This is a genomic window from Streptomyces aurantiogriseus (assembly GCF_014649375.1).
Taxonomy (GTDB): domain Bacteria; phylum Actinomycetota; class Actinomycetes; order Streptomycetales; family Streptomycetaceae; genus Streptomyces; species Streptomyces aurantiogriseus.
Map to the genome: position 1 here is coordinate 68,566 of NZ_BMSX01000015.1, position 21,897 is coordinate 90,462.

Below are 21,897 nucleotides of genomic sequence, written 5' to 3' on the forward strand. Positions count from 1 at the left end.
CACGTGCCGAATCGGCGCCCCGTGGGGGGCCTGGCGCAAACTACCCGAAGGACGGCACACCCGGACAGCACAGTGGTCCGCCCCCTCCGTGCGGCGCGGAGGGGGCGGACCGGGGGTCGTACGTACCGTGGCAGGTGCGGTGATCAGCCCTGGGGAGGTGATCTCTACTGCTCCGGCGCGCCGACCAGCTTTCCGTCGGGGGCCACGGCGTACCACTGGCCGCCCACGCCCTGACCGTTGATGTCCCCGGGGGCCTTGTCACCGGAGAAGGTGTAGATCGGCGAGCAGTTGACCGTCATCTGCTTGACGCCGTCGCCCCGGGTGAAGCTCATCAGGCCCTTCTTCTGGACGCCCTCGGTGTCGTTGGTGGCGACCGGGGCTACGGCCGGCCACTTCTCCAGGCAGGCGTCGTTGCAGTTCGACACCGGCTTGGGCCAGGCCTTGTCCTTCAGGAAGCGGTAGACGGTCATGCCGTTCTTGTCGACGACGATGTCGCCGAGCTTGGGGTCCTTGCGCACCGACAGCCCGGGCAGGGCGGAGTCCGCCTTGGCCTTCTTGCCGTCGGGGGCCAGCGCGAACCACTTGCCGCCCACGCCCTGGCCGTTGGTGTCACCGGCATTGGCGTCCTTGGCATAGCGGTAGACCGGCCAGCCGTCGACCGTCAGCTGCTTGCTGCCGTCGGAGCGGGTGACCTCGCCGAGCAGCGACTTGTCGATACCGTCGCCGGCCGCGGCGTCGTCGGCGGGAACCGGCGGCCAGGTCGTCGCGCAGTCACCGTCGCAGTTCGACTTGGGCGGTTCCTGGGTGTCCGAGTCGAAGCGGTACAGCGTCATACCGTTGGAGTCGATCAGCACCTTGCCGAGCTCCGCGTTCGCGGAGACGGACAGCTGGCCCGCCGTGCCCGTCTGGGCACCGGCACCGGTGCCGGTGCCGGTGCCCGCACCGACACCGCCCGTGGCCGCCGGGCTGCTGGCGCCCGTACCCGCGCCGACACCGGCCCCGACTCCACCGGTGCCGCTGCCCACACCCGCGATGGAGCCGGCCGGGGCCGTGACCCCCACGTTCTGACTCGCGTTCGACGTACCGCTTTCCTGACCGCACGCCGTCGTCAGCGCCAGAACGGACACGGCGCTCGCCGCGAGTGAGGCGCTCCGCCAGGAGGTCTTCATCGTCAACAACTCCCCGATCATCACAAGGGTGTTGCAGCGCCCTGCTGCGCCGCCGCACGGCCATGGGTACGCATGCCGGTGGGCGTTGTGTTCAAACGCGGCACAAAATTCTTTTCGTCGCCTGTGACACGGCCCGCTCCGGGCCACGCCCTCGCACGCCCGTACGACGGGCCGGACACGCGAACACCCGCCCGCCAAACCGCCGGAGGCGGACTTCCCCCCTTCGGGGCAATCACCCCCGAGCACGGGACCACGCCCGGGCGGGAGGCCTCATGATCTCCGTCGTGCATGGACCCGAAACGACCCGATCCGCCCTTTCCGCACGGGCGTCGGCCCTGGTGGCCGCGGTCTGGATCCTCACGGCCGCACCGGCCGGGGTGGCCGTGGCCGACGCCTGCGCCTACGCCTCGACGGGCCCGTACGGCACCGAGGCGGTGGCGGTCGCCGGGAGCACCCCGTGGCCGACGCCGCCCAAGTGCCCGGTACCGACACCGACGCCCACGCCGACGCCCGAACCGCCGAAGCCGAAGCCGCCGCCCGAGGAGCCGCCCCCACCGAAACCGACGCCCACGCCTTCGCCCCCACCGAAGCCGACGCCCACACCCTCGCCCACACCGAGGCCGACCCCCACACCGACCCCGCCTCCGAAACCCCCGCCGCCACCGCCTCCTCCGCCCGCGCCGGCACCGCCACGGCCCGAGACACCGCTCTCCCCGCCGGCCCCGGCCCTCGCACCCCCCACCCCGGTCCCGGCACCGACACCCACCCCGACGCCCACGCCCAGGCCCACGCCGCGTCCCTCCGCGACTCCCGTGCACTACCCGGCGTACCACTCGCCGACGCGCCAACGACACATCCGCAGCGGTCCCTCGCCGGTCACCTACGTCCTGCTCATCACCGCGCCCGCGGTGGTCGCCGTAGCCGCGCTGCGGCCGCGCTGATGCCGATCCTGGAGGCTTCTCTTGCCGGAATGGCTTGTTCTCACCCTCGCGATGCTCGCCGCGTGCGCGGTGGTGGTCGTCATCACCCTCGTCCGGGACCGCACGGCGGCCGAGGACGAGGACCCCTCAGAGACCCCTGACGTCATCGAGTACATGACGATGTGGATCGGCGTGGTGTACGCCATCGTCCTGGGCCTGGCCATCGCCGGCGTCTGGGAGGCTCGCGGTCTCGCCCAGGACCACGTCCGGACGGAGGCCCAGGCGCTGCACGAGATCTCGGAGCGGGTGCGGGTGTACCCGGCCGAGGTGCGTGACCGCGTTCGAGGGGATGTCAACGCTTATGTCGGACACGTCGTCACCACCGAGTGGAAGACGATGACCGACAAGGGGAAGGTGACGGAGCGCGGCGACGAACTCCTCGAGCGGCTGCGCGTCGACCTCACGGACTACGAGCCCCGGTCCGACTTCGAGGCGCAGGCCTACCAACCGCTCCTGGACCAGATGGCGGCCGCGGACCAGGCGCGCAACGACCGCGCCGACTCGACCGGACCGACCATGCCGGGCGTGGTGTGGTTCGGGCTCGTCGCGGGGGCCGTCGTCACCATCGGCATGGTCTTCGCACTGCAGATCCGGCGCACGGCCCGCGAACTGATCCTGGCCGGACTGTTCTCCGCCCTGATCGCCTTCCTGCTCTTCCTGATCTGGGACTTCGACGCGCCCTACAGCCGGGGCATCACCGCGTCGGCCGACCCCTTCCTCACCCTCTTCCCGGACGCCAAGGGCTGACACCGCCGGGGGACGGGGTGGCGGCGGACCAGGCCTTCGCGCGGAGTCCCGCCGGTGCCGGGGCGAAGGCCTGTGACGTGCGTGCTCCAAGGGGTGCCGAGGGATGCCGGGGGGTGCCGTGCAAGGCGGGCTCAGACCCGGCGTTCGGCGCGGCGGCGCATCCAGAACAGGCCGCCACCGATGACGGCCGCGGCCACGAGCCCGCCGCCGATGGCGATGTCGGTCGTGGTGGCACCGCTGGAGCTGCTGCCGCCGAGACCGCCGCGGACACCGCCGAGGACGGTGAAGGCGTTCGGGTTCGTCAGGGTCCGGCCGTTGCAGTTGACCGTGATGCTGTGCGAACCCGGGCTCGCGTCGTCGTTGACCGTGGCGGTGCCCCGCACCGTCCCGCTCGAGCCGCTGATCGGCGACAGCTTGATCGTCCGGAAGGCGTCCGAGCTCGCGGTGCCTCCGTTGCGGCAGTTGTCCACGGTGATGGTCAGCTGCCCGCCGCGGGAGACGATGCTGGGCAGCGCCACGATGTTGCTCGGGGACGGCGCGAAGTTGTTGCCCTTGCCGCCGAAGTTGCCGTTGCCACCGGCGTTGGCGTTGCCGCCGAAGTTGTTGCCGTTCCCGTTGCCGCCGGCGTTGTTGCCCCGTCCTCCCTCGTCGTTCCCCGGGCGGCGACCCCCGTCGTTGTCGTTGTCGTTGTTGCCGTTGCCCCCGAAGTTGTTCCCCGGACGGCGGCCCCCGTCGTTGTCGTTGTCGCCGTTGCCGCCGAAGTTGTTGCCGTTCCCGTTCCCACCGAAGTTGTTGTGCCCGTTGTTGCCGTTGCCGTTACCGCCGAAGTTGTTGCCGTTACCGTTGCCGTTGCCCCCGAAGTTGTTGTTGCCGTTGCCGTTCCCATTGCCCCCGAAGTTGTTGCCGTTCCCGTTCCCACCGAAGTTGTTGTGCCCGTTGTTGCCGTTGCCGCCGAAGTTGTTCCCGTTACCGCCGAAGTTGTTGCCGTTGCCGTTGCCGTTGCCCCCGAAGTTGTTGTTGCCGTTGCCGTTCCCATTGCCCCCGAAGTTGTTCCCCGGACGGCGGCCGCCGTCATTGTCGTTGTCGCCGTTGCCGCCGAAGGCGTTGTCGTTGCCGTTACCGTTGTTGTGGCCGTTGCCGCCGAAGTCGTTCTCACCCGGGCTGCCCGGGTTGCCGATCTCAATCAGGCTGCCAGGATTGCCCATGCCGTCCGCGACGGCCACGGGGGCGGCGAGCCCGAGGACGGCGGCCGTGGTGACGGCGGCCGCCAGGGCACGTGAGTTGCGCATGTGATCCTCCGCGAAGGCGCCCCCCGGGGACCGTCCCCGGGTGTCGGCGAGAAAACGCCTCCCGGAAAGACCCTCAGACGCGCAGGACGCGCCCGCATTTCGGGAATGGTCCGTCCTGGTGAGACGACACGCCGAACGAAAAGCACACAATCAGATATAGCCGCAGGTCACGGACCGTCGGAAATTTCCTGGTCGCGGCAACTCGGATGGCGCACCGAGGGGCTGCGGGCGCCACCCGTTCGCTTCCGCCCCGTCGCCGGTTGCCCACGCGGGGACTTAGCGTTCTCGTATGCGCGAAATGACGTGGCGACGGCCGCGTCGAAAGGGGATGGCGAATGTCTGGGTACGGGCTGTCCGGGATGACGGTAGAGGAGGAGCGACCGAAGAAGCGCGCCCCGTGGGGCGTGATAGCGCTTGTTCTGCTGACCGGCCTCACGCTCATCCGGAACGGTTCGGGGGAGTTCGACGTCGGCCCGCCGCAGCCCGCCTCGGCGGCGGCCGCGGACACCCGCGCCACCCAGGGCGCCGGCCGGGCCCCGGACCCGCTGCCGTACGGCGTGCCCGACCGGGTCCGGATCTCGGCCATCCAGGTGGACGCCCCGGTCATCCCGGTCGGTCTGGACGTGGACGGCTGGGTCGGCGCGCCGCCGCCGGAGGACCCGAATCTCGCCGGCTGGTTCACCGGCGCCGTCTCGCCCGGCGAGAAGGGGACCGCGGTCGTCGTCGGCCATGTGGACAACAAACAGGGCCCCGCCGTGTTCTACGGCCTCGGGGCCCTGAAGAAGGGCCAGCGCGTCGAGGTGGCGCGCAAGGACGGAAGGACCGCGGTCTTCGAGATCTACGGCATCGAGGTCTTCGAGAAGAACAACTTCCCCGGCGACCGCGTCTATGCCTCCAAGGGCTCCCCCGAACTACGGGTGATCACCTGTGGCGGCGGTTTCTCCAAGGCGAACGGCTACGACGGCAACGTGGTCGCCTTCGCCCGCCTGGTCGAGGTCCGCTGACCGACCCCGACCGGGCGGGCGAAGGGATCGCCCGCTAGAGGTGCTGCCGGTGCGGGACGGAGATGTGGTAGCCGGAGTCCAGGAGCTGCGGGAGGTATCTGCGCAGGGCCCGGACGCTCTGGGTGCGGTCGCCCCCGGCGTCGTGCGAGAGGATCACGACGCCCGGGCCGGCGCCCTGCTCGACCCGGTTCACGATGGTGTGGGTGCCGGGGGTGGTCCAGTCGAGGGTGTCGACGGTCCAGGCCAGCGGTTCCATGCCGAGTTCGGCGCCGAGTTGGAAGGCGGCGCGGTTCCAGGCGCCGTAGGGGGCGCGGAACCAGCGGGGGCGCTCGCCGTAGGCGTCCTCGATGACATCGCAGGTGCGGGACATCTCGGACCGGATCTGCCGGCGGCTGAGCCGGGTGAGCAGGGGGTGGGACCAGGTGTGGTTGCCGACGACGTGCCCCTCGTCGGCCATTCTGGCCAGCAGTTCGGGGTGCTCGGCGACCATCGCCCCGCAGACGAAGAACATCGCGCGGACGTCGTACTCGGCGAGGGTGTCGAGGATGCCGGGGGTGTAGCGGGGGTCGGGGCCGTCGTCGAAGGTCAGCACCATGGTCCGGCCGCGGGCGGAGACCCGCAGCAGCGGGACGCGCCGCACGGGGATCCGGCGGGGCGCGGTGCTCGGCGGCCCGTATCCGGTCAGCGGCTGGAGGCGGTAGGCGGAGGGCTTCATCGGGAGGCGGCGCACCGGGGCGCCGGCGGCCGGAGCGGCGGGAGGGACCGGCTCGCCGCCCGTTCCCCACGCGAACAGCCCGGCCGTCCCGGCCGCCCCGGCGGCGGCGGTGCCGGCGAGCAGCATCCGGCGCCGCGTGAACAACTGATCCTTCTGCATGAGTCATCAGTCGCCCGGTGCCGCCCCGACGCACCCCGGCAACACTGGGCCGGAGGCACGTTTCCACCCGCCCGGCTCAGCAGCGGGCCCTGTCGTCGCTCACTTGTACGCCGGCGCATGGGCAGCGCGGGTGGAGGTCGAGAGGGGGTGCCGCGACGGAAGGCGGTCACGGCCGCGCCGACGGCGGCGCGTGGCGCCACCGGCCGCGACGGGGGCAGGCCCGCGCAGGCCGGTTCGCGGTGACCGGGACGGCCGGCGGCTGCCGGAGACGTCGCGAGGGTGGTCTCGGGGGCCCGGCCGGGGACGCCTTTGTCAGGTGGCCGTATCGGGGCCGGGGTGTCCTGGGTCAGGGGCCCGTCGTTCGTGCCGTTCCTGGTTCCGTTCCTGGTTCCGGCTGGGGGAACACTCGGTGCGTCCCGCCCGTCGAACGGCCCGAGGGGCGGCCGGACCTGCGGGTTCCGATAGCCTCGGAGCCGTGACGGAACAGCACTCGCACCAGTTCGAGCGGGGCACGGACGGGCCGAAGGTCATCGTCGTCGGCGTGGACGGCTCGGACTCCTCGCTGCGGGCCGCGGCCTACGCCGGCGGTCTGGCCCGGCGGCAGCGCGCGCTGCTCGCCGTCGTGTACGTGCAGCCGGTGATGGCGGGGGGCGCGGCGCTCGGGGTGCCGGTCGCGGAGACGACCGACGAGATCGCCCAGGGCCTGGTGGCGGAGATCCGGGACGCCGCCGAGCGGCTCAAGGGGATATTCGACGTGCGCTGGGAGTTCCACACGTTCCGGGGCGACGCCTACAGCGGCCTGGTGAAGGCGGCGGACGAACTGAAGGCCGACGCGGTGGTGGTGGGCGCCTCCGAGCAGGCGGGCCACCGGTTCGTGGGGTCGGTGGCGGTGCGGCTGGTGAAGGCGGGGCGGTGGCCGGTGACGGTGGTGCCGTAGCACCCCCGTCGCCGAGCGAGCCGTCCTACTCCCCCATCACCAGTCCGTCCTGCGCGGCCCCCCGGCTGAACACGACGTCGTGGATCCGGTCGCGCACCCCCCGTACGTCGGCGCCCGCGGCGAGGGCCTTGTTGAGGTCGACGATCCGGCCGGCGTCGATGTCGAACATCAGCGGGACGAACGCGGCTCTCGTCACCTCCCAGCGGCCGCCGGGCCGGGCGGGCGCGGTGAAGGTGAAGCGGGCGACGCTGGACTGGTTGGCGCGCGGGTCGAGGAGGCCCCGGCGGTTGGACATCGCACCGGCGATCTGGTCGCCCAGGCCGTAGACGACCCAGGTGCCGTTGACCTTCTCGTACGCCTGGGGGACATGCGCGTGGGTGCCGAGGACCAGGTCGATGTCGGGGCGGCCGTCCGTGCGGGAGGCGGTGAGGCTCCGGGCGAGGGTGACCTGGGCGCCGTCCGGCGTGTCCTGCCACTCGGTGCCCCAGCGCAGGGAGACGACGACCACGTCGGCGCCCGCCGCCCGGGCGGCCCTGGCGTCGGCGAGGACCCGGTTCTCGTCGATCCGGTTGACGGCCCAGGGCTGCCCCTCGGGGAGCGGGTGGCCGTCGGTGTCGTGAGTGTAGGCGAGATGGGCGACCTTCGCGGGGCCGGCGGGCAGCATCGTGACGGTGGCGGCCTCGGCCTCGGTGCGTGCGGTGCCGGCGTGCCGTACGCCGGCGCTGTCGAGGGCGTCCAGGGTGTGGCGGATGCCGTCGGCGCCGTTGTCGAGGCTGTGGGGGGAGGCGGTGGAGCAGCTGTCGTAGCCGGTGGCGGCGAGGGCGACGGCGATCTCGGGCGGGGACCTGAAGAGGGGGCGGCCGGTCTGGTGGCCGTTCGCGCCGTGGACGGTCTCCAGGTGGCAGAGGGCGACGTCGGCGCCGGAGACGAGGGGTGCGGCGCCTTCGAACATGGGGTGGAAGTCGTAGCCCGAGCCGCCGGCGTCGAAGCGTGCCCGGTCGAGGACCGAGGTGTGCGGGAGGACGTCGCCGGAGGCCACGAGGGTGAAGCCGCGGGCCGCGGGCGGGCCCGGGTCTCCGGACCGCGCGGCTGTCTGGCGTTCCTGGGCCTGGCCGGCGGCGGCGGTGAGAGCGGCCGTCAGGGCCAGGGACACCAGGTGTCTGCGTGCGATCACCGGATCACCCCGCTTCGTACGGATTGTCATATTTACGCACGCATCACTACTAATCCATGGACGGAGGAGCACGGCCCCGGCGCTCCCGCCGCCCCGCCCGATGCGCGCGATCGGCGTAGCCCGGACCGTTCGTCGAACCGTTCGTCGACGCGATCGACCGTCCGTCGCAGAGCCGTGCGCGCGGCCTGTCCCTCCCGGCCGCCCTGCGGTGCCATACGCCCATGACGGCCGGAACCACCCTCACCGCCAGGACGACGACCGCCGAGCACGAGCTCGCCGCGCTGCAGCGCGAGCACGGCCGGCCGCTCTTCGCGCTGCTGCTGAGGCTGTGTGACGGCGACCGCCAGCGGGCCGAGGACCTCGTCCAGGAGACCCTGGTGCGCGCCTGGCAGCACCCCGAGGCGCTGCGCGCCGACGCCTTCGACTCCGTACGGCCCTGGCTGCTCACCGTCGCCCGGCGGCTCGCGATCGACGCGCGGCGGGCCCGGCAGGCCCGGCCGGCGGAGGTCGGCGACGCGGTGCTGGAGAACGCGCCGGTCTGCGCCGACCACGCCGAGCGGGCGGCCGCGACCCTCGATGTGCGCGAGGCTGTGAAGACACTCACTCCGGAGCACCGTGAAGTTCTGGTGCTGGTGTATTTCCAGGGGGCGAGTGTGGCGGAGGCCGCCGAAACCCTCGGCATCCCGCCCGGTACCGTGAAGTCCCGCGCGTACTACGCGCTGCGCGCCCTGCGCCGGGTGCTTCCCGGTTACGCGGCCGACCTGCGCTGAAACCCACGGTCGAGTCAAACCTCCGTAAAGCGCCTTGCCGACCACCTCGGTTGAGTAATCGGGTGTCCTTATCCGTGTTCCGGATGAGGGGTCCCGGCGACGGGTGACACGCACGCACCGGAGGAAGGCAGGAAGGGATGCTGCACAGAGGTCATCAGAGCACGGACGGCTCCGGTGGCGGTGAACTCACCGTCCCCATGGCCTGGTTGTACGCCGAGTACATCGCCGACGAACTGCTGCGGACCGGCGAGCTGATGCCGCCGACGTCCTTCGAGTTCCGCGCGGGACGCGACGCCCTGGCGCTGACCATCTTCCTGTCCGACACCGACGGCGAACTCCCCGGCATCCGGGTCGTCACCCAGCTGGAGACCTGGCTCTCGCTCACCGCGTACGACCAGCCCTGGCAGGACTGGGTGGACGAGCGGATGGCCCAACTCGCCGCCGAGGCAGCCGAGTCGGGCGATCCCGCACCCGATCTGGAGCTGGCGTCGGCGGCCTGGCGGTGGCTGGAGGAGACCGAGCTGCTCGCCCCCGACCTCAACGCGGTGCCGGGCGGCGCCGTGGTCGGCGAGGACGAGGGGCCCAAGGTCTGGACGCCCGCCTGGCAGCTCGGGCTGCCCCTCGGACACCTCGCGATCCATCTTTTTTAGATTCCGACCAATCCGCGGACCGGACCGCTCCGAACATCTGGGTCACGATTTGGTACGGGCCTTGAGTGATTCGTCTGCCGGGTGCGTACCGGTGGGAGCAAGGAGTAACCCCACTGGCACTCAACGGCACGAGGTTTCGGCATGAGGTCCCTGGAGAGGCATCGCGACGTCGGCGCGTACGCGCTCGGCGTGCTGGACGAGGCGGAGGCCTTCCGTTTCGAGGACCACCTCATGGAGTGTCCTCAGTGTGCGGCACAGGTCACCGAGTTCGGCCCCACCACCCGGCAGTTGATGCTGTACCGGCGGGCGACACCGCGCGCGGTGCACCCCTTCGCCGGGCCGGGGCCGCGGCTGCTGGACCGGCTCCTGGCCGAGGTGGCCACCCGGCACCGGGCCGCGAAACGCCGGCTGCTGTACGCCGTGGCCGCCTCGGTGGTGGTCGCGCTCGCCGCTCCCGCGCTCGCGATGATGGCGGGCGGCGGCGAGAAGGAGGCCGTGCGTATCACCGCGACGGACGAGAAGTCGGGCGTGTGGGCGCAGGTGACGACGGAGACCGAGGCGTACGGCAGCCAGATCGAGGTCAAGATCAAGGACGCCGCGGGTCCGCGGGCCTGCCATCTGATCGTCGTCGGGCGCGACGGCTCGGAGCAGACGGTCACCACCTGGATGGCGCCCGACCACGACGCCCGCCCCAACACGATGCAGGGTGGCGCCGCTTACCACCCCGACGAGATCGCGCGCTACGAGGTGCGGACGAAGGAAGGCGAGCGGCTGGTGACGCTGGAGCCGCGGTAGTCGCGGCAACCACGGTGGTTCCGCCTTCACATATCGTCTGATTTGCCGTCGAACAGCCACGGACGGAGACTGAAGAGGCCGACGTGGAGCCACGGACGGGCCCGCTCCGCGCCGCCCCTGGGAGCACGAGCGAAGGGGCTCAGCCGGTGGAGAACCAATTGCTGATCCTCCTCTCCGAGGAGGGGGCGGAAGCCGAACGCGTGGCGGAGCTGACCGGCTATCTGCGCCGGGAACTGCTCGATCTGGACGTCGACGACGTCACGGCCGTGGCCGGCGAGGAGGTTCCGCCCGGAGCGCGCGCCGTGGACGTCACCCAGATCGGCTCGCTGCTGGTGGCCCTGGGCAGTTCGGCCACCGCTCTGAGCCAGGTGGTCACCGTCCTGAGAGGCTGGCTGGGCCGGTGCCAGGACGAGCGCCCCTCGCTGCGCCTGACCCTGGACGACGACGTCCTGGAGATCTCGGAGGCGACCGACGAACAGGTCTCGGAGGCGTTCGACCTGTTCGTGCAGCGCCACACCCCCGCGGGGGCCTGAACCATGACGGACACCCGGCATGCGCTGATCATCGCCAACGACCGCTACGACGACCAGGGTCTCAAGAAGCTCAAAGCGCCGGCGCAGGACGCCGCCGCCCTTGCCGACGTCCTGCACGATCCCCAGATCGGCGACTTCGAGGTCGAGGTCGTGCGCAACGAACCGGCCCATGTCATGAGCCGGCGCATCCAGACCTTCTTCAACGACCGCCGGCGCGACGACACCCTGGTGCTGCACTTCTCCTGTCACGGCCTCAAGAGCGAGTCCGGCGAGCTGTACTTCGCCGCCCGCGACACCGACCCCCGGCTCCTGGACGCCACCGCCGTCCCGGCCCAGTTCGTCCGCCGCTGCATGGCACGCACCCGGGCCCGCAGCACCGTCCTGTTCCTCGACTGCTGCTACGGCGGCGCCTTCTCCCGGGGGTCGTCCTCCGTACGCGCCGCCGGAGACGTGAACGTCCTCGAGTCCTTCACGGGCGAGAAGCCGGCCGGCGGACGGGGCTGGGCCGTCATCACCGCGTCCAACTCCATGGAGTACGCCTTCGAGGGCCCCGAACTCGCCGAGAACTGCGCTCCACGGCCGTCGGTGTTCACCCATGCGGTGGTCCAGGGCCTGGAGACCGGCGAGGCCGATCTCGACGCGGACGGCGAGGTCTCCCTCGACGACCTGTACGACTACGTCTTCGACCACGTACGGGAGCAGAACCCGAACCAGACGCCGAGCCGGACCGTGGAGATGCAGGGCGATCTGCATCTGGCGCACAGCCGGCGGGGCCGTATCAAGATCGTCAAGGTTCCCTCGCCGCCGTCCCTGACGGCCGCCGTGCACAGCGACAACGCCTTCACCCGGCAGGGCGCCGTCGTCGAGCTGCGCGCCCGGCTGCACGACGAGTCCGTCGACATCGCCGAAGGGGCGCGCCAGGACCTGGAGGAGGTCGCGCGCAACGACATCCGGCAGATCGCCGACCAGGCGTGCCGGGCCCTGCGCGAGATCCGCCCGACGCCCTCCCCGGACCACCTGGACTTCGGTCTGCTGCCGCAGGGATCGACCCCGCAGCAGCAGTCGGTGACGCTGAGCGGCCCGCCCCTCGCCCGGCACTGCCTGGCCCAGTCCACCCAGTCCTGGCTGCGCGTCGAACCGTCCGAGAACGGTGTGAACGTCCGCGTGGAGACACACGCCGAGGGGCACCTGTCCGGTGACATCGTGCTGAAGGGCGTCGCCGACGACGCGGTGGTCCATGTGGAGGCGGTGGTGGCTCCCGCCCGTGAGCCGGAGCCCGAGGTGCGGGAGCCCGTCGCGCCGGAGCCCGTCCCGCCGGAGTCCCACGTACCGGCACCCGAACGGCCGGAGCCCCACGTACCGGCACCCGAACGGCCGGAGCCCCACGTACCGGCACCCGAACGGCCGGAGTCCCACGTGCCGGAGCCCGGCGTGACGGAGCCCGTCGTCCCCGAGCCGCCTGCACAGCCTCCGCCGAGAACCGAGCCGGACACGGTGCTCGTCCGTCCCGCGCCGTCCCCCACTCCCCCGGCGGTGCCCCCGAGGATCATCGAGGAGCCCGCCGCGCGCCGGACCCCGCGTCGGCGTGCGGCCGCGACGGCCGCCACGGGGTCCCTGCGCGCCCCCGCCCTCGCGACCGCCGCTCTCGCGCTGGCCGTCACCGCCGTCGTCATGGTCGTCATCACCGCCCAGCTGGCGGTGGAAGCCGTGGACGGGCGCCTCGACAGCCCGGGAACCGAGCTCCGCCACCATGCTCAAGCGGCGGGGGTGATCGCGCCGCTCGCCACGGCTCTGCTCACCGCCGCGGCGGCACTGGTGCCGGCCGCGCTTGCCCGGCACGAGCTGAGCGCGCGGCCGGGCCGCTGCACTCCGGCGGCGAAGAGCGCCACGGAGACCCTGATCTCGGTGACGAAGGGCCTGGCGATCCCGGCCCTGGTCCTCGCCACGCTGGCGGCCGTCGCCTATCTCGTGACACGCGGCTTCTGATGACCCGCGGCTTCTGATGACCCGCCGCTTCAGCAGTCCTGCTACTTCAGCAGTCTCGACATCCTCCGGTCCGCCAGCGGCTTCCCGCCCGTCTGGCAGGTCGGGCAGTACTGGAGCGAGGAGTCGCTGAAGGACACCTCGCGGATGGTGTCGCCGCAGACCGGGCAGGGTTCGCCGGTACGGCCGTGGACGCGCAGGCCCGTCTTCTTCTCCGCCTTGAGACGGCCGGCGGCCACGCCCCGGGAGCGTTCGACGGCGTCCGTGAGGGTGGTGCGCAGGGCCTCGTAGAGGGTGTGGGTCTCCGCCGGGGTGAGGGAGGCGGCGAGCTTGAAGGGGGACATCCTCGCCGCGTGCAGGATCTCGTCGCTGTAGGCGTTGCCGACGCCCGCGATCAGGCTCTGGTCGCGCAGGGCGCCCTTCAGCTGACGTCGTTCGCCCGCGAGGAGGGCCGCGAAGCGCTGTTCGTCGAAGTCGGGGGCGAGCGGATCGGGGCCGAGGCGGGCCACGCCGGGGACCTCCCGCGGGTCCCGTACGACGTGGACGGCGAGGCGTTTCTGGGTGCCGGCCTCGGTGAGGTCGAAGCCCTCGCCGGTCTCCAGGGCGACCCGTAGGGCGAGGGGGCCTTTGCCGGGGCGGGGCGGGCCGTCGGGGAGGCGGTCCTTCCAGTGGAGCCAGCCCGCGCGGGCGAGGTGCGTGACGAGGTGGAGGCCGTCGGCGGTCTCCAGGTCGAGGAACTTGCCGTGCCGGTGCACCGCGGTGACCGCATGGCCCTCGAGGGCGGTCAGGGGCGGGTCGTAGGTCTTCAGGACGCTGAACGCGACGGGCAGGACGCGGACGATCTCGTGGCCGACCAGGTGCTCGGTCAGGAAGTCCTTGAGCGCTTCGACCTCGGGGAGTTCCGGCATACGTCCAGAGTGCCACCCGGGGCGGGAGTGTTCAGGTCCGCTCCGGCAGCTCGAACTCGCACCACACGCACTTGCCGCCGCCGCGCGCCTCCACTCCCCACGCGTCCGTGAGCAGGTCGACCAGGAGCAGGCCCCGCCCGGACACGCCCGACTCCCCCGCCTCGCGGCGACGCGGCAGGGCGCTGGAGGAGTCCTCGACCTCGACGCGCAGCCGGCGGACCCCGCCGGTGAGGACCCGCAGGGTGACGATCGCGGCGCCCTCGGTGTGCATGAGGGCGTTGGTGATCAGTTCGTCGGCGACCAGTTCGACCTCGTCGGAGCGGTCCTCGGCGCCCCAGGTGCGGACGGCGGAACGGATCATGTGCCGGGCCTCGGTGAGGGCCTGCGGGTCGCCGGGCGCGACGTGCTGCTGGAGCCGGCTCCCGGCCAACGCGGTGTCCGGGCCGCGCCGGCGCAGCACCAGCAGGGCCACGTCGTCGTCCCCGCCGCGCTCCTCGGCGACGTCGATGAGCCGGTCGGCGAGTTTCCGGACGTCCTCGGGGGCCGCGGCGATCAGCTCGGCGAGGGCTCCCATGCCGTCGTCGAGGTCGGCGCCGGGCTGTTCGACCAGGCCGTCGGTGCACAGCAGCAGGGTGTGACCGGGATCGAGTTCGAGGGTGGCGACCGGATACCCCAGGCTGCCGAACTCGGCGGAGAGGCCGAGCGGCAGCCCGCCGGGCACGGCGACCCGCCGGCAGGTGCCGTCGGTGCCCCGCACCAGCGGGTCGATGTGGCCCGCCCGCACGACCTGGAGTACGCCGGTCGACAGGTCGGCCTCGGCGTAGAGACAGGTGGCGAAGCGGTCGGTGTCGAGTTCGTGGAGGAAGACGGAGGCGCGGGCCATCACGGTGGCCGGCGTGTGTCCCTCGGCGGCGTAGGCCTTCAGGACGATGCGCAGCTGGCCCATGACGGCGGCGGCGTGCGTGTCGTGGCCCTGGACGTCGCCGATGACGGCGCCGACCCGGCCGCCGGGCAGCGGGACCAGGTCGTACCAGTCGCCGCCGATGTCCCGGCCGAGGGAGCCGCCGATGGTGGCGGCGCGGTAGCGGACGGCGACGTCGGCGCCGGGCACGCTGGGGATGGTGCGCGGCAGCATGGCCTGTTGGAGGCCCTGGGCGATGTCCTTCTCCTGCTCGTAGAACATGGCCCGTTGCAGGGACTGGGCGATGCTGCTGCCGAGGGCGACGAGGATGTTGCGCTCCTCGGGGGTGAAGCCGCGCCGGTCGCTGTAGAGCAGGCCCATCGCGCCGATCGGGCGGGCCTGGACGATGAGCGGCAGATAGGCGGCCGAGGTGATCTCCAGGTCGGTGATGTGCGGCCACAGCACGGGGTAGCCGGCGGCGAACTCCTCCGGCGACTCGATGAAGCGCGGGGTGAGGGTGCGCACGACCTCGCTCATCGGGTAGGGCTCGTCGATCCGGGTGACGAGGGTGCCGGGCACGAAGCTGCCCTCGGGGCCCTCGGCGATCAGCCGTATGCGGCCGGCCTCGACCAGGCCCATGACCAGGCTGGTCGCACCGAGGTGGGTGAGGCCGTGGGTGTCCTTGAGGACGTCGATGACGTCCTGCACCGTGCGGGCGTGCGCCAGGGCGGCGGTGGTGAGCTGGACGACGTTGGTCTGCTCGCGGCGCGCGTTGTCGAGGGCGGCCTCGTCGCTGCGGGCGGCGAGGTCCCTCAGCTCGTCGGTGGCGTCGCGGACGATGCCGATGATCCGGCGGGGGCGGCCGGTCTCGTCACGCCGGATGTAGCCCTGGGTGTGGGTCCAGTGCAGGCTGCCGTCGCGGCGGCGGATGCGGAAGTAGGCGCCGTAGTTCTCACTGCCGTCCTTGATGGCCTGGGCGACCAGGGCGTCGAGGCGGATGCCCTCCGCCTGCGGGACGCGCAGGGACAGGCTCTCCGGGCGGCCGTCGTACTCCTCGGGGCGCATGTCGAAGATCTCGTGGGCTCGGGCGTCCATGTGGAACAGCCCGGCGTCCAGGTCCCAGTCGAAGCTGCCCATGCGGTTGAGCGCCAGGATCGGATCCGGGTGGGCGGGCCAGTCGGCCGGGAGGGACAGCGCGCTCGCTCCCCGATCAGACATGGGGCCACCTTGCCAGGATTTGTCCGATTCTTCGACCGGGGCGCCACCTGCCCGGCCCACAGGGCCGACAGCGGTCGCTTTCGTCACTATCGTCGGCTTTACTCCCTCGGGTTACCTGAGCGGAGGCGAGGAACACGCACAGTGACGGGCGTCGGCACCGAAGAGAGGAGCGCGCGGCCGTGGAGTGGTTCACCGCACCCGAGTACTGGATGAGCCGGCTGGTCTTCCAGCGGGCCCTGGCCGGGGTGTACCTGTTCGCGTTCCTGACGGCGGCCCTGCAGTTCCGCCCGCTGATGGGCGAGCGCGGGATGCTGCCGGTGCCGCGTTTCACCGCGCGGGTGCCGTTCCGGCGGGCGCCGAGCCTGTTCCACTGGCACTACTCCGACCGCTTCTTCGCCGTCTGCGCGTGGACGGGCTGCGCGGTGTCCGTGGCGCTGCTGGCGGGACTGGACGGGTATCTGCCGCTGTGGGGCGCGATGCTGCTGTGGCTGGTGCCGTGGGCGCTGTACCTGTCGATCGTCAACGTCGGCCAGACCTGGTACGGGTTCGGCTGGGAGTCGCTGCTGCTGGAGACCGGCTTCCTCGCGGTGTTCCTCGGCAACGACGAGGTGGCCCCGCCGATCGTCGTGCTGTTCCTGCTCCGCTGGATCCTGTTCCGGGTCGAGTTCGGCGCGGGCCTGATCAAGATGCGGGGCGATCCCTGCTGGCGCAAGCTCACCTGCCTCCACCACCATCACGAGACGCAGCCGATGCCGGGCCCGCTGAGCTGGTTCTTCCACCATCTGCCGGGGCCCCTGCACAAGGTGGAGGTGGCCGCCAACCACGTCACCCAGCTGATCATTCCGTTCCTGCTGTTCACCCCGCAGCCGATCGCCACGGCGGCCGCGTCCCTGATGATCCTGACCCAGCTGTGGCTGGTGCTCTCGGGCAACTTCTCCTGGCTGAACTGGATCACCATCGTTCTGGCGGTGCCCGCCCTCGAACTCCCGGCCGACCCGCCGGCCGTGCCCGACGCCCCGCTCTGGTACGTGGTGGTGGTCCTCGCCGTGGGCGCGTTCCTGCTGTTCCTCAGCCACCGCCCGGTGCTCAACATGCTCTCCCGCCGCCAGATCATGAACCGCTCCTTCGACCCGCTCCATCTGGTCAACACCTACGGCGCCTTCGGCAGCGTGAGCCGGATCCGCTACGAGGTGGTGGTCGAGGGCACGCTCGACGACGTGCCGCGCGAGGACTCCGAATGGCGGGAGTACGAGTTCAAGGGCAAGCCGGGCGACCCGCGGCACTGGCCGCGCCAGTTCGCCCCCTACCACCTGCGGCTGGACTGGATGATGTGGTTCGCCGCGCTCTCCCCCGGGTACGCCGGTGCCTGGTTCGGCGCCATGGTCGAGCGGCTCCTGGAGAACGACCGCGCCACCCTGAGGCTGCTGCGCCGCTCCCCGTTCCCGCCGGATCAGCCCCCGCGGTACGTCCGTGCCCGTCTCTTCCGGTACCGGTACACGAGCTGGCGCGAGCTGCGGGAGACGGGCGCGTGCTGGGAGCGGACGTATGTGCGGGAGTATCTGCCGCCGACGCGGCTGGCGACGGTGGCTCAGAGGTCGTAGACGCGGGTGGCGGTGGTCTCGAAGACCTCGGCGCGCTCCGACTCGGTAAGTCCTGCGGTCAACTCCCTCGCCGCGTCTGCCACTTCGCCGTAGGTGGCGGCGAGCGTGCACACCGGCCAGTCCGAGCCGAACATCAGACGGTGCGGACCGAAGGCCTCCAGGGCGGTGTCGGCGTACGGGCGCAGGTCCTCGATCGTCCAGGCGGCGGGGTCGGCCTCGGTGACCAGGCCGGAGAGTTTGGCGACCGTGTTGGGCAGCGCGGCGAGGGTGCCCAGGGCCGACTGCCAGGGCTCGCGGGTGCCGGCGGCGACGGGGGGTTTGCCGAGGTGGTCCAGGACGAAGGTGAGGCCGGGGTGGTCGGCGGCCGCGCGGGCGCAGGCGGGGAGTTGGTGGGGCAGGACGACGAGGTCGTACACGAGGCCCGCGTCGGCGACCGCGGCGAGGCCTCGATGGACGTCGGGGCGCAGCAGCCACTCCGGGTCGGGCTCGCCCTGGACCTGGTGACGGATGCCCTTGAGGTGGCGCCCGCCGGGGAGGTCCCGCAGCCGGGCCAGTTCGTCGGCGATGTCCGGGCGGGTGAGGTCGGTCCAGCCGACGACGCCCGCGATCAGCTCATGCTCGGCGGCCAGGGCCAGGAACTCCGGGGTCTCCTCCGGCACCGTGATCGTCTGGACGAGGACCGTGCGGCCGACGCCGGCCGCCCGGGCCTCGGGAACGAGGTCGGCCAGGGTGAAGTTGCGCCGCAGCGGCTGGAGTTCTGGCCCGGTGATCCAGTCCTGGTCGCGGACCGAGAGGTCCCAGACGTGGTGGTGCGCGTCCACGGTCACGGCAGCTCCCATACGACGGGCAGGCCCGCGTCGGCCCCTTCGTCGGAGTAGTCGTGGACGACGTCGAGCAGCTCGGCCATCCGGGCCTGCCAGGCCACGTTGACGGGGAGTTTCTCCAGCTCGGCGAGGAGGCTGGTGTAGTCCTCGCACTCCAGGACGTGGAAGAGGTCGGTGCCGCTGCGCCAGATGGTCCAGGAGGTGGCGCCGGCCGCGCGGATGGCGTCGGTGAGCTCCTCGGGGACCTCGCGGTGTGCGGCCTCGTAGGCGTCGATCCGGTCGGCGCGGACCTTGGTGTGCAGGGCGACTCTCATGACGGCTCCTCCGACGGCTTCTCCGGCGACTCCCCGGACGGCTCTTCGGCGGGGACGGGGACGGGGGCCTCGGGCGGCAGGAGGCCGCTCTCGCGCAGCTCCCGCCAGAAGGCCGGGGGGATCACGGCCCTGAACTGCTCGGCGCAGTCGTCCGCTTCGGCCGCCGAGCGGGCGCCGGCCAGGACGCTCGCCACGGCCGGGTGGGCGGCGCAGAAGGCCAGGGCGGCGGCACGCAGGGTGGTGCCATGGCGTTCGGCCACGGCCTGCATGCGCAGGGCGCGTTCGACCAACTCCCCGGGTGCCTGCGTGTAGTTGTAGGTCGCCGTCGGTTTCGGGTCGGCCAGGAGGCCCGAGTTGAAGGCGCCGCCGATGACCACCGAGACGCCGCGCTCCTCGGCGGCGGGGAGGAGGTCGGTGAGCGCGCTCTGGTCGAGGAGCGTGTAGCGGCCGGCGCACAGCACCACGTCGACGTCGGTCTCGCGGACGAAGCGGGTGAGCATCGCTGTCTGGTTCATGCCGGCGCCGATCGCGCCGACCACGCCCTGGGAGCGCAGGCGTTCCAGTGCCGGGTAGCCGTCACGGAATGCCTCTTCGGGGTGGTCGTCGGGGTCGTGCAGGTAGACGACGTCCACGCGGTCCAGGCCGAGGCGCTCCAGGCTCGCCTCGAGGGTGCGGCGGATGCCGTCGGCGGTGAAGTCCCAGACGCGGCGGTGAGTGGCGGGGACGGCGAAGAGGTGGGCGAGGTCGTCGCCTCCGCTGTCGGAGGGTTCGAGGCGGCGGCCCACCTTGGTGGAGACCGTGTACGCGGAGCGGGGGTGCTCGCGCAGGGCGGCGCCCAGGCGGCGTTCGGAGAGGCCGAGGCCGTAGTGGGGAGCCGTGTCGAAGTAGCGGACGCCCTGCTGCCAGGCGGCGGTCACGGCGTCGTGGGCCTGCCGGTCGTCGACCTCGGTGTACAGGTTGGCGATGCCGGCGGCGCCGAAGCCGAGACCGGTGACCTGGACGCCGCTGCGGCCGAGGGCGTTCACGAGGCCACCGGGCGCAGCCGCAGGCCCTGCATGCCGCCGTCGACGGCGAGGGCGGTGCCGGTGGTGGCGCCGGACAGGGGGCTCGCCAGGTAGGCGATGGCGCCCGCGACCTCGGCGGCGCTGACCAGACGGCCGGTGGGCTGGCGGGCCTCCAGGGCGGCGCGTTCGGCGGCCGGGTCGTCGGCGGCGTCGAGCAGGCGGCCGACCCAGGGGGTGTCCGCCGTGCCCGGGTTGACGCAGTTGACGCGGATGCCCTCGCGGACGTGGTCGGCGGCCATGGCGAGGGTGAGGGAGTACACGGCCCCCTTGGTCGCGCTGTAGAGCGCGCGCTGCGGCAGGCCGGCGGTGGCGGCGATGGAGCAGGTGTTGACGATCGCGGCGTGCGCGGAGCGGCGCAGGTGGGGCAGGGCGGCGCGGGCCACGCGGACCATGCCGACGACGTTGACGTCCAGGACACGGTGCCACTCGGCGTCGTCGTTGTCCTCGACGGTGCCCTGGGCTCCGATGCCCGCGTTGTTGACCAGGACGTCCAGGCCGCCGAGGTCGGCGACGACGGCCGCGACGGCCGTGCGGACGGAGGTGTCGTCGGTGACGTCGGCGCGGTGGGCGAGCAGGGGCTTGCCGACTCCCGAGGGGTCCAGGTCGAGGACGGCGACCTGTGCGCCGCGCTCGGCCAGCAGCTCGGCGGTGGCCCGGCCGATACCGGAGGCCCCGCCCGTCACCAGGGCCCTGAGGCCCTCGAAGTCACTCATGCCGTCTGGTCCTCCCCGCTCTCGGGACCGCTCTGGAGGTCGGCGGCCCAGAAGGTGCCGCCGGGATAGGTGTACCGCGCGATCGACTCGGGCCGCATCGCCGCCGAGAAGCCCGGCACGGTGGGTGCCGTGTAGTGACCTTCCCTGATCACCACCGGGTCGAGGAAGTGGTCGTGCAGATGGTCGACGTACTCGATGACGCGGTCCTCGGTGGTGCCGGTCAGGGCGACGTAGTCGAACATCGACAGGTGCTGGACGAGTTCGCACAGGCCGACCCCGCCCGCGTGCGGGCAGACCGGGACGCCGAACTTGGCCGCGAGCAGCAGGATCGCGAGGTTCTCGTTGACGCCGCCGACGCGGGCCGCGTCGAGCTGGAGGACGTCGAGGGCGCCGGTCTGGAGGAGCTGCTTGAAGACGACGCGGTTCTGGACGTGCTCGCCGGTGGCCACCTTGACCGGGGCGACGGCTTTACGGACGGCCGCGTGGCCGAGGATGTCGTCGGGGCTGGTGGGCTCCTCGATCCAGTACGGGTCGAACTCGGCGAGGGCGCGGGTCCAGCGGACCGCCTCGCCGACGTCCCAGCGCTGGTTGGCGTCGATCGCGATGCGGATGTCCGGGCCGACGACCGAGCGGGCGACGCGGCAGCGCCGTACGTCGTCCGCGAGGTCGGCGCCGACCTTGAGCTTGATCTGCCGGAAGCCGTCGGCGACGGCCTCGGCGGCGAGGCGGGTCAGCTTCTCGTCGTCGTAGCCGAGCCAGCCGGCGGAGGTGGTGTAGGCGGGGTAGCCGCGCTCCAGGAGCCGGGCCCGGCGTTCCTCGGCGCCCTCCTTGCCCCGGCGCAGCAGGTCGAGGGCCTCGTCGGGGGTGAGGGCGTCGGTGAGGTAACGGAAGTCGACCTGGCGGACCAGCCACTCGGGGTCGGCGTCGGCGAGCAGGCGCCACAGGGGCTTGTGGGCTCGCTTGGCGGCGAGGTCCCAGGCGGCGTTGACGACCGCGCCGATCGCCATGTGCATCACGCCCTTCTCGGGCCCGAGCCAGCGCAGCTGGCTGTCGCCGATCAGGTCGCGGCTCAGCGTGCCCGGGTCGGCGCACAGCTCTTCCACGGAGCGGCCGACGACATGCTCGCGCAGCGCCTCGATCGCGGCGACCTGCACCTCGTTGCCCCGGCCGATGGTGAACGTGAACCCGTGCCCCTCGTGACCGTCGGGCGCGTCGGTGCGCAGGACGACGTAGGCCGCCGAGTAGTCGGGGTCCGGGTTCATCGCGTCGGAGCCGTCGAGCTCACGCGAGGTGGGGAAGCGGATGTCGTGGGTGTCGACCGCGGTGACGCGGGCGGGGCTGGGGGACGCCATGCCGCATATTTATCAGACCACTTCCCTCGCACAACAGCCCTCGGGCCATGGAACGACGTGTTCTCACCCCGAGTGGTCCGACCACCTCGGTGACTAG

21 protein-coding genes and 1 pseudogene are annotated in these 21,897 nt (G+C 72.1%); 10 read left to right on the forward strand and 12 right to left on the reverse strand.

The features are described 5' to 3' along the window. Positions 1–164: 164 nt before the first annotated feature. Positions 165–1,169, reverse strand: coding sequence for an SCO0930 family lipoprotein (locus tag IE263_RS28790; protein ID WP_189940734.1), 1,005 nt, complete (start codon positions 1,167–1,169; stop codon positions 165–167). Between the two features lie 400 nt (positions 1,170–1,569). Further along, positions 1,570–1,800, reverse strand: coding sequence for a hypothetical protein (locus IE263_RS48820; protein WP_229911211.1), 231 nt, complete (start codon positions 1,798–1,800; stop codon positions 1,570–1,572). Between the two features lie 181 nt (positions 1,801–1,981). Here IE263_RS48820 and IE263_RS49565 point away from each other — a divergent pair, with 181 nt between their 5' ends. Together IE263_RS49565 and IE263_RS28800 are read left to right on the forward strand one after the other, a co-directional pair. Further along, complete coding sequence (locus tag IE263_RS49565) at positions 1,982–2,110, forward strand: hypothetical protein (protein ID WP_268256072.1); 129 nt, start codon at positions 1,982–1,984, stop codon at positions 2,108–2,110. A 21-nt stretch (positions 2,111–2,131) separates the two neighbouring features. Then, a complete protein-coding gene (locus tag IE263_RS28800) occupies positions 2,132–2,896 on the forward strand; it encodes a bestrophin-like domain (protein WP_189940736.1) in 765 nt (254 codons plus the stop codon). 131 nt (positions 2,897–3,027) lie between these two features. On the opposite strand, the pseudogene IE263_RS28805 reads toward IE263_RS28800, so the two are convergent. Then, positions 3,028–3,432: pseudogene (locus IE263_RS28805) on the reverse strand (hypothetical protein); the annotation flags it as partial. Between the two features lie 1,088 nt (positions 3,433–4,520). Between IE263_RS28805 and IE263_RS28810 the strand changes: the two are divergent. After that, complete coding sequence (locus IE263_RS28810; RefSeq protein WP_189940737.1) at positions 4,521–5,189, forward strand: class F sortase; 669 nt, start codon at positions 4,521–4,523, stop codon at positions 5,187–5,189. A 34-nt stretch (positions 5,190–5,223) separates the two neighbouring features. Here the strand turns inward: IE263_RS28810 and IE263_RS28815 are convergent, their stop codons facing one another. Next, positions 5,224–6,063 (reverse strand): polysaccharide deacetylase family protein, encoded by an 840-nt coding sequence (locus tag IE263_RS28815; protein WP_189940738.1) that lies wholly within the window; start codon positions 6,061–6,063, stop codon positions 5,224–5,226. Positions 6,064–6,538: 475 nt separating this feature from the next. On the opposite strand from IE263_RS28815, the gene IE263_RS28820 reads away from it, so the two are divergent. Beyond that, positions 6,539–7,000 (forward strand): universal stress protein, encoded by a 462-nt coding sequence (locus IE263_RS28820; RefSeq protein WP_189940739.1) that lies wholly within the window; start codon positions 6,539–6,541, stop codon positions 6,998–7,000. A gap of 25 nt (positions 7,001–7,025) precedes the next feature. Here the strand turns inward: IE263_RS28820 and IE263_RS28825 are convergent, their stop codons facing one another. Next, complete coding sequence (locus IE263_RS28825) at positions 7,026–8,174, reverse strand: CapA family protein (RefSeq protein WP_189940740.1); 1,149 nt, start codon at positions 8,172–8,174, stop codon at positions 7,026–7,028. 221 nt (positions 8,175–8,395) lie between these two features. Here IE263_RS28825 and IE263_RS28830 point away from each other — a divergent pair, with 221 nt between their 5' ends. The 5 genes from IE263_RS28830 (at position 8,396) to IE263_RS28850 (ending at position 12,908) form a co-directional block, all read left to right on the forward strand. Beyond that, the gene (locus IE263_RS28830) at positions 8,396–8,944 is read left to right on the forward strand and encodes a sigma-70 family RNA polymerase sigma factor (RefSeq protein ID WP_189940741.1); all 549 of its coding nucleotides are present in this window, start codon (positions 8,396–8,398) and stop codon (positions 8,942–8,944) included. Between the two features lie 137 nt (positions 8,945–9,081). Further along, complete coding sequence (locus tag IE263_RS28835) at positions 9,082–9,594, forward strand: hypothetical protein (RefSeq protein ID WP_189940742.1); 513 nt, start codon at positions 9,082–9,084, stop codon at positions 9,592–9,594. A 141-nt stretch (positions 9,595–9,735) separates the two neighbouring features. Further along, positions 9,736–10,389 carry a zf-HC2 domain-containing protein gene (locus IE263_RS28840; protein ID WP_189940743.1) on the forward strand — a complete coding sequence of 218 codons (654 nt, stop codon included), beginning with the start codon at positions 9,736–9,738 and terminating at the stop codon, positions 10,387–10,389. A gap of 146 nt (positions 10,390–10,535) precedes the next feature. Further along, positions 10,536–10,922: a hypothetical protein gene (locus IE263_RS28845; RefSeq protein ID WP_189940744.1), complete on the forward strand. Its 387-nt coding sequence runs from the start codon at positions 10,536–10,538 to the stop codon at positions 10,920–10,922. Between the two features lie 3 nt (positions 10,923–10,925). Next, positions 10,926–12,908 carry a caspase family protein gene (locus IE263_RS28850; protein WP_189940745.1) on the forward strand — a complete coding sequence of 661 codons (1,983 nt, stop codon included), beginning with the start codon at positions 10,926–10,928 and terminating at the stop codon, positions 12,906–12,908. Positions 12,909–12,949: 41 nt separating this feature from the next. On the opposite strand, the gene IE263_RS28855 is transcribed toward IE263_RS28850, so the two are convergent. Next, entirely contained in the window at positions 12,950–13,813 is an 864-nt protein-coding gene (locus IE263_RS28855) for an Fpg/Nei family DNA glycosylase (RefSeq protein WP_189940746.1), read from the reverse strand. A 31-nt stretch (positions 13,814–13,844) separates the two neighbouring features. After that, positions 13,845–15,932: a SpoIIE family protein phosphatase gene (locus tag IE263_RS28860; protein WP_189940747.1), complete on the reverse strand. Its 2,088-nt coding sequence runs from the start codon at positions 15,930–15,932 to the stop codon at positions 13,845–13,847. Between the two features lie 179 nt (positions 15,933–16,111). Here IE263_RS28860 and IE263_RS28865 point away from each other — a divergent pair, with 179 nt between their 5' ends. Beyond that, on the forward strand, positions 16,112–17,533 hold the full coding sequence (locus IE263_RS28865; RefSeq protein ID WP_189940748.1) for a lipase maturation factor family protein: 1,422 nt from the start codon (positions 16,112–16,114) through the stop codon (positions 17,531–17,533). On the opposite strand, the gene IE263_RS28870 is transcribed toward IE263_RS28865, so the two are convergent. The 5 genes from IE263_RS28870 to IE263_RS28890 are packed head-to-tail and all read right to left on the reverse strand — an operon-like array spanning position 17,521 to position 21,800. Continuing rightward, positions 17,521–18,360, reverse strand: coding sequence for an amidohydrolase family protein (locus IE263_RS28870; RefSeq protein WP_229911212.1), 840 nt, complete (start codon positions 18,358–18,360; stop codon positions 17,521–17,523). The two genes, IE263_RS28865 and IE263_RS28870, sit on opposite strands and share 13 nt — an antisense overlap. Next, on the reverse strand, positions 18,357–18,671 hold the full coding sequence (locus tag IE263_RS28875; protein ID WP_189940750.1) for an L-rhamnose mutarotase: 315 nt from the start codon (positions 18,669–18,671) through the stop codon (positions 18,357–18,359). The genes IE263_RS28870 and IE263_RS28875 overlap by 4 nt, the downstream gene beginning before the upstream one ends. Next, entirely contained in the window at positions 18,668–19,696 is a 1,029-nt protein-coding gene (locus IE263_RS28880; RefSeq protein ID WP_189940751.1) for an aldo/keto reductase, read from the reverse strand. Before IE263_RS28880 ends, IE263_RS28875 begins: the two co-directional genes overlap by 4 nt. Further along, positions 19,693–20,448, reverse strand: coding sequence for an SDR family NAD(P)-dependent oxidoreductase (locus IE263_RS28885; protein WP_189940752.1), 756 nt, complete (start codon positions 20,446–20,448; stop codon positions 19,693–19,695). The genes IE263_RS28880 and IE263_RS28885 overlap by 4 nt, the downstream gene beginning before the upstream one ends. Then, a complete protein-coding gene (locus IE263_RS28890; protein ID WP_189940753.1) occupies positions 20,445–21,800 on the reverse strand; it encodes an L-fuconate dehydratase in 1,356 nt (451 codons plus the stop codon). Before IE263_RS28890 ends, IE263_RS28885 begins: the two co-directional genes overlap by 4 nt. Positions 21,801–21,897 lie beyond the last annotated feature (97 nt).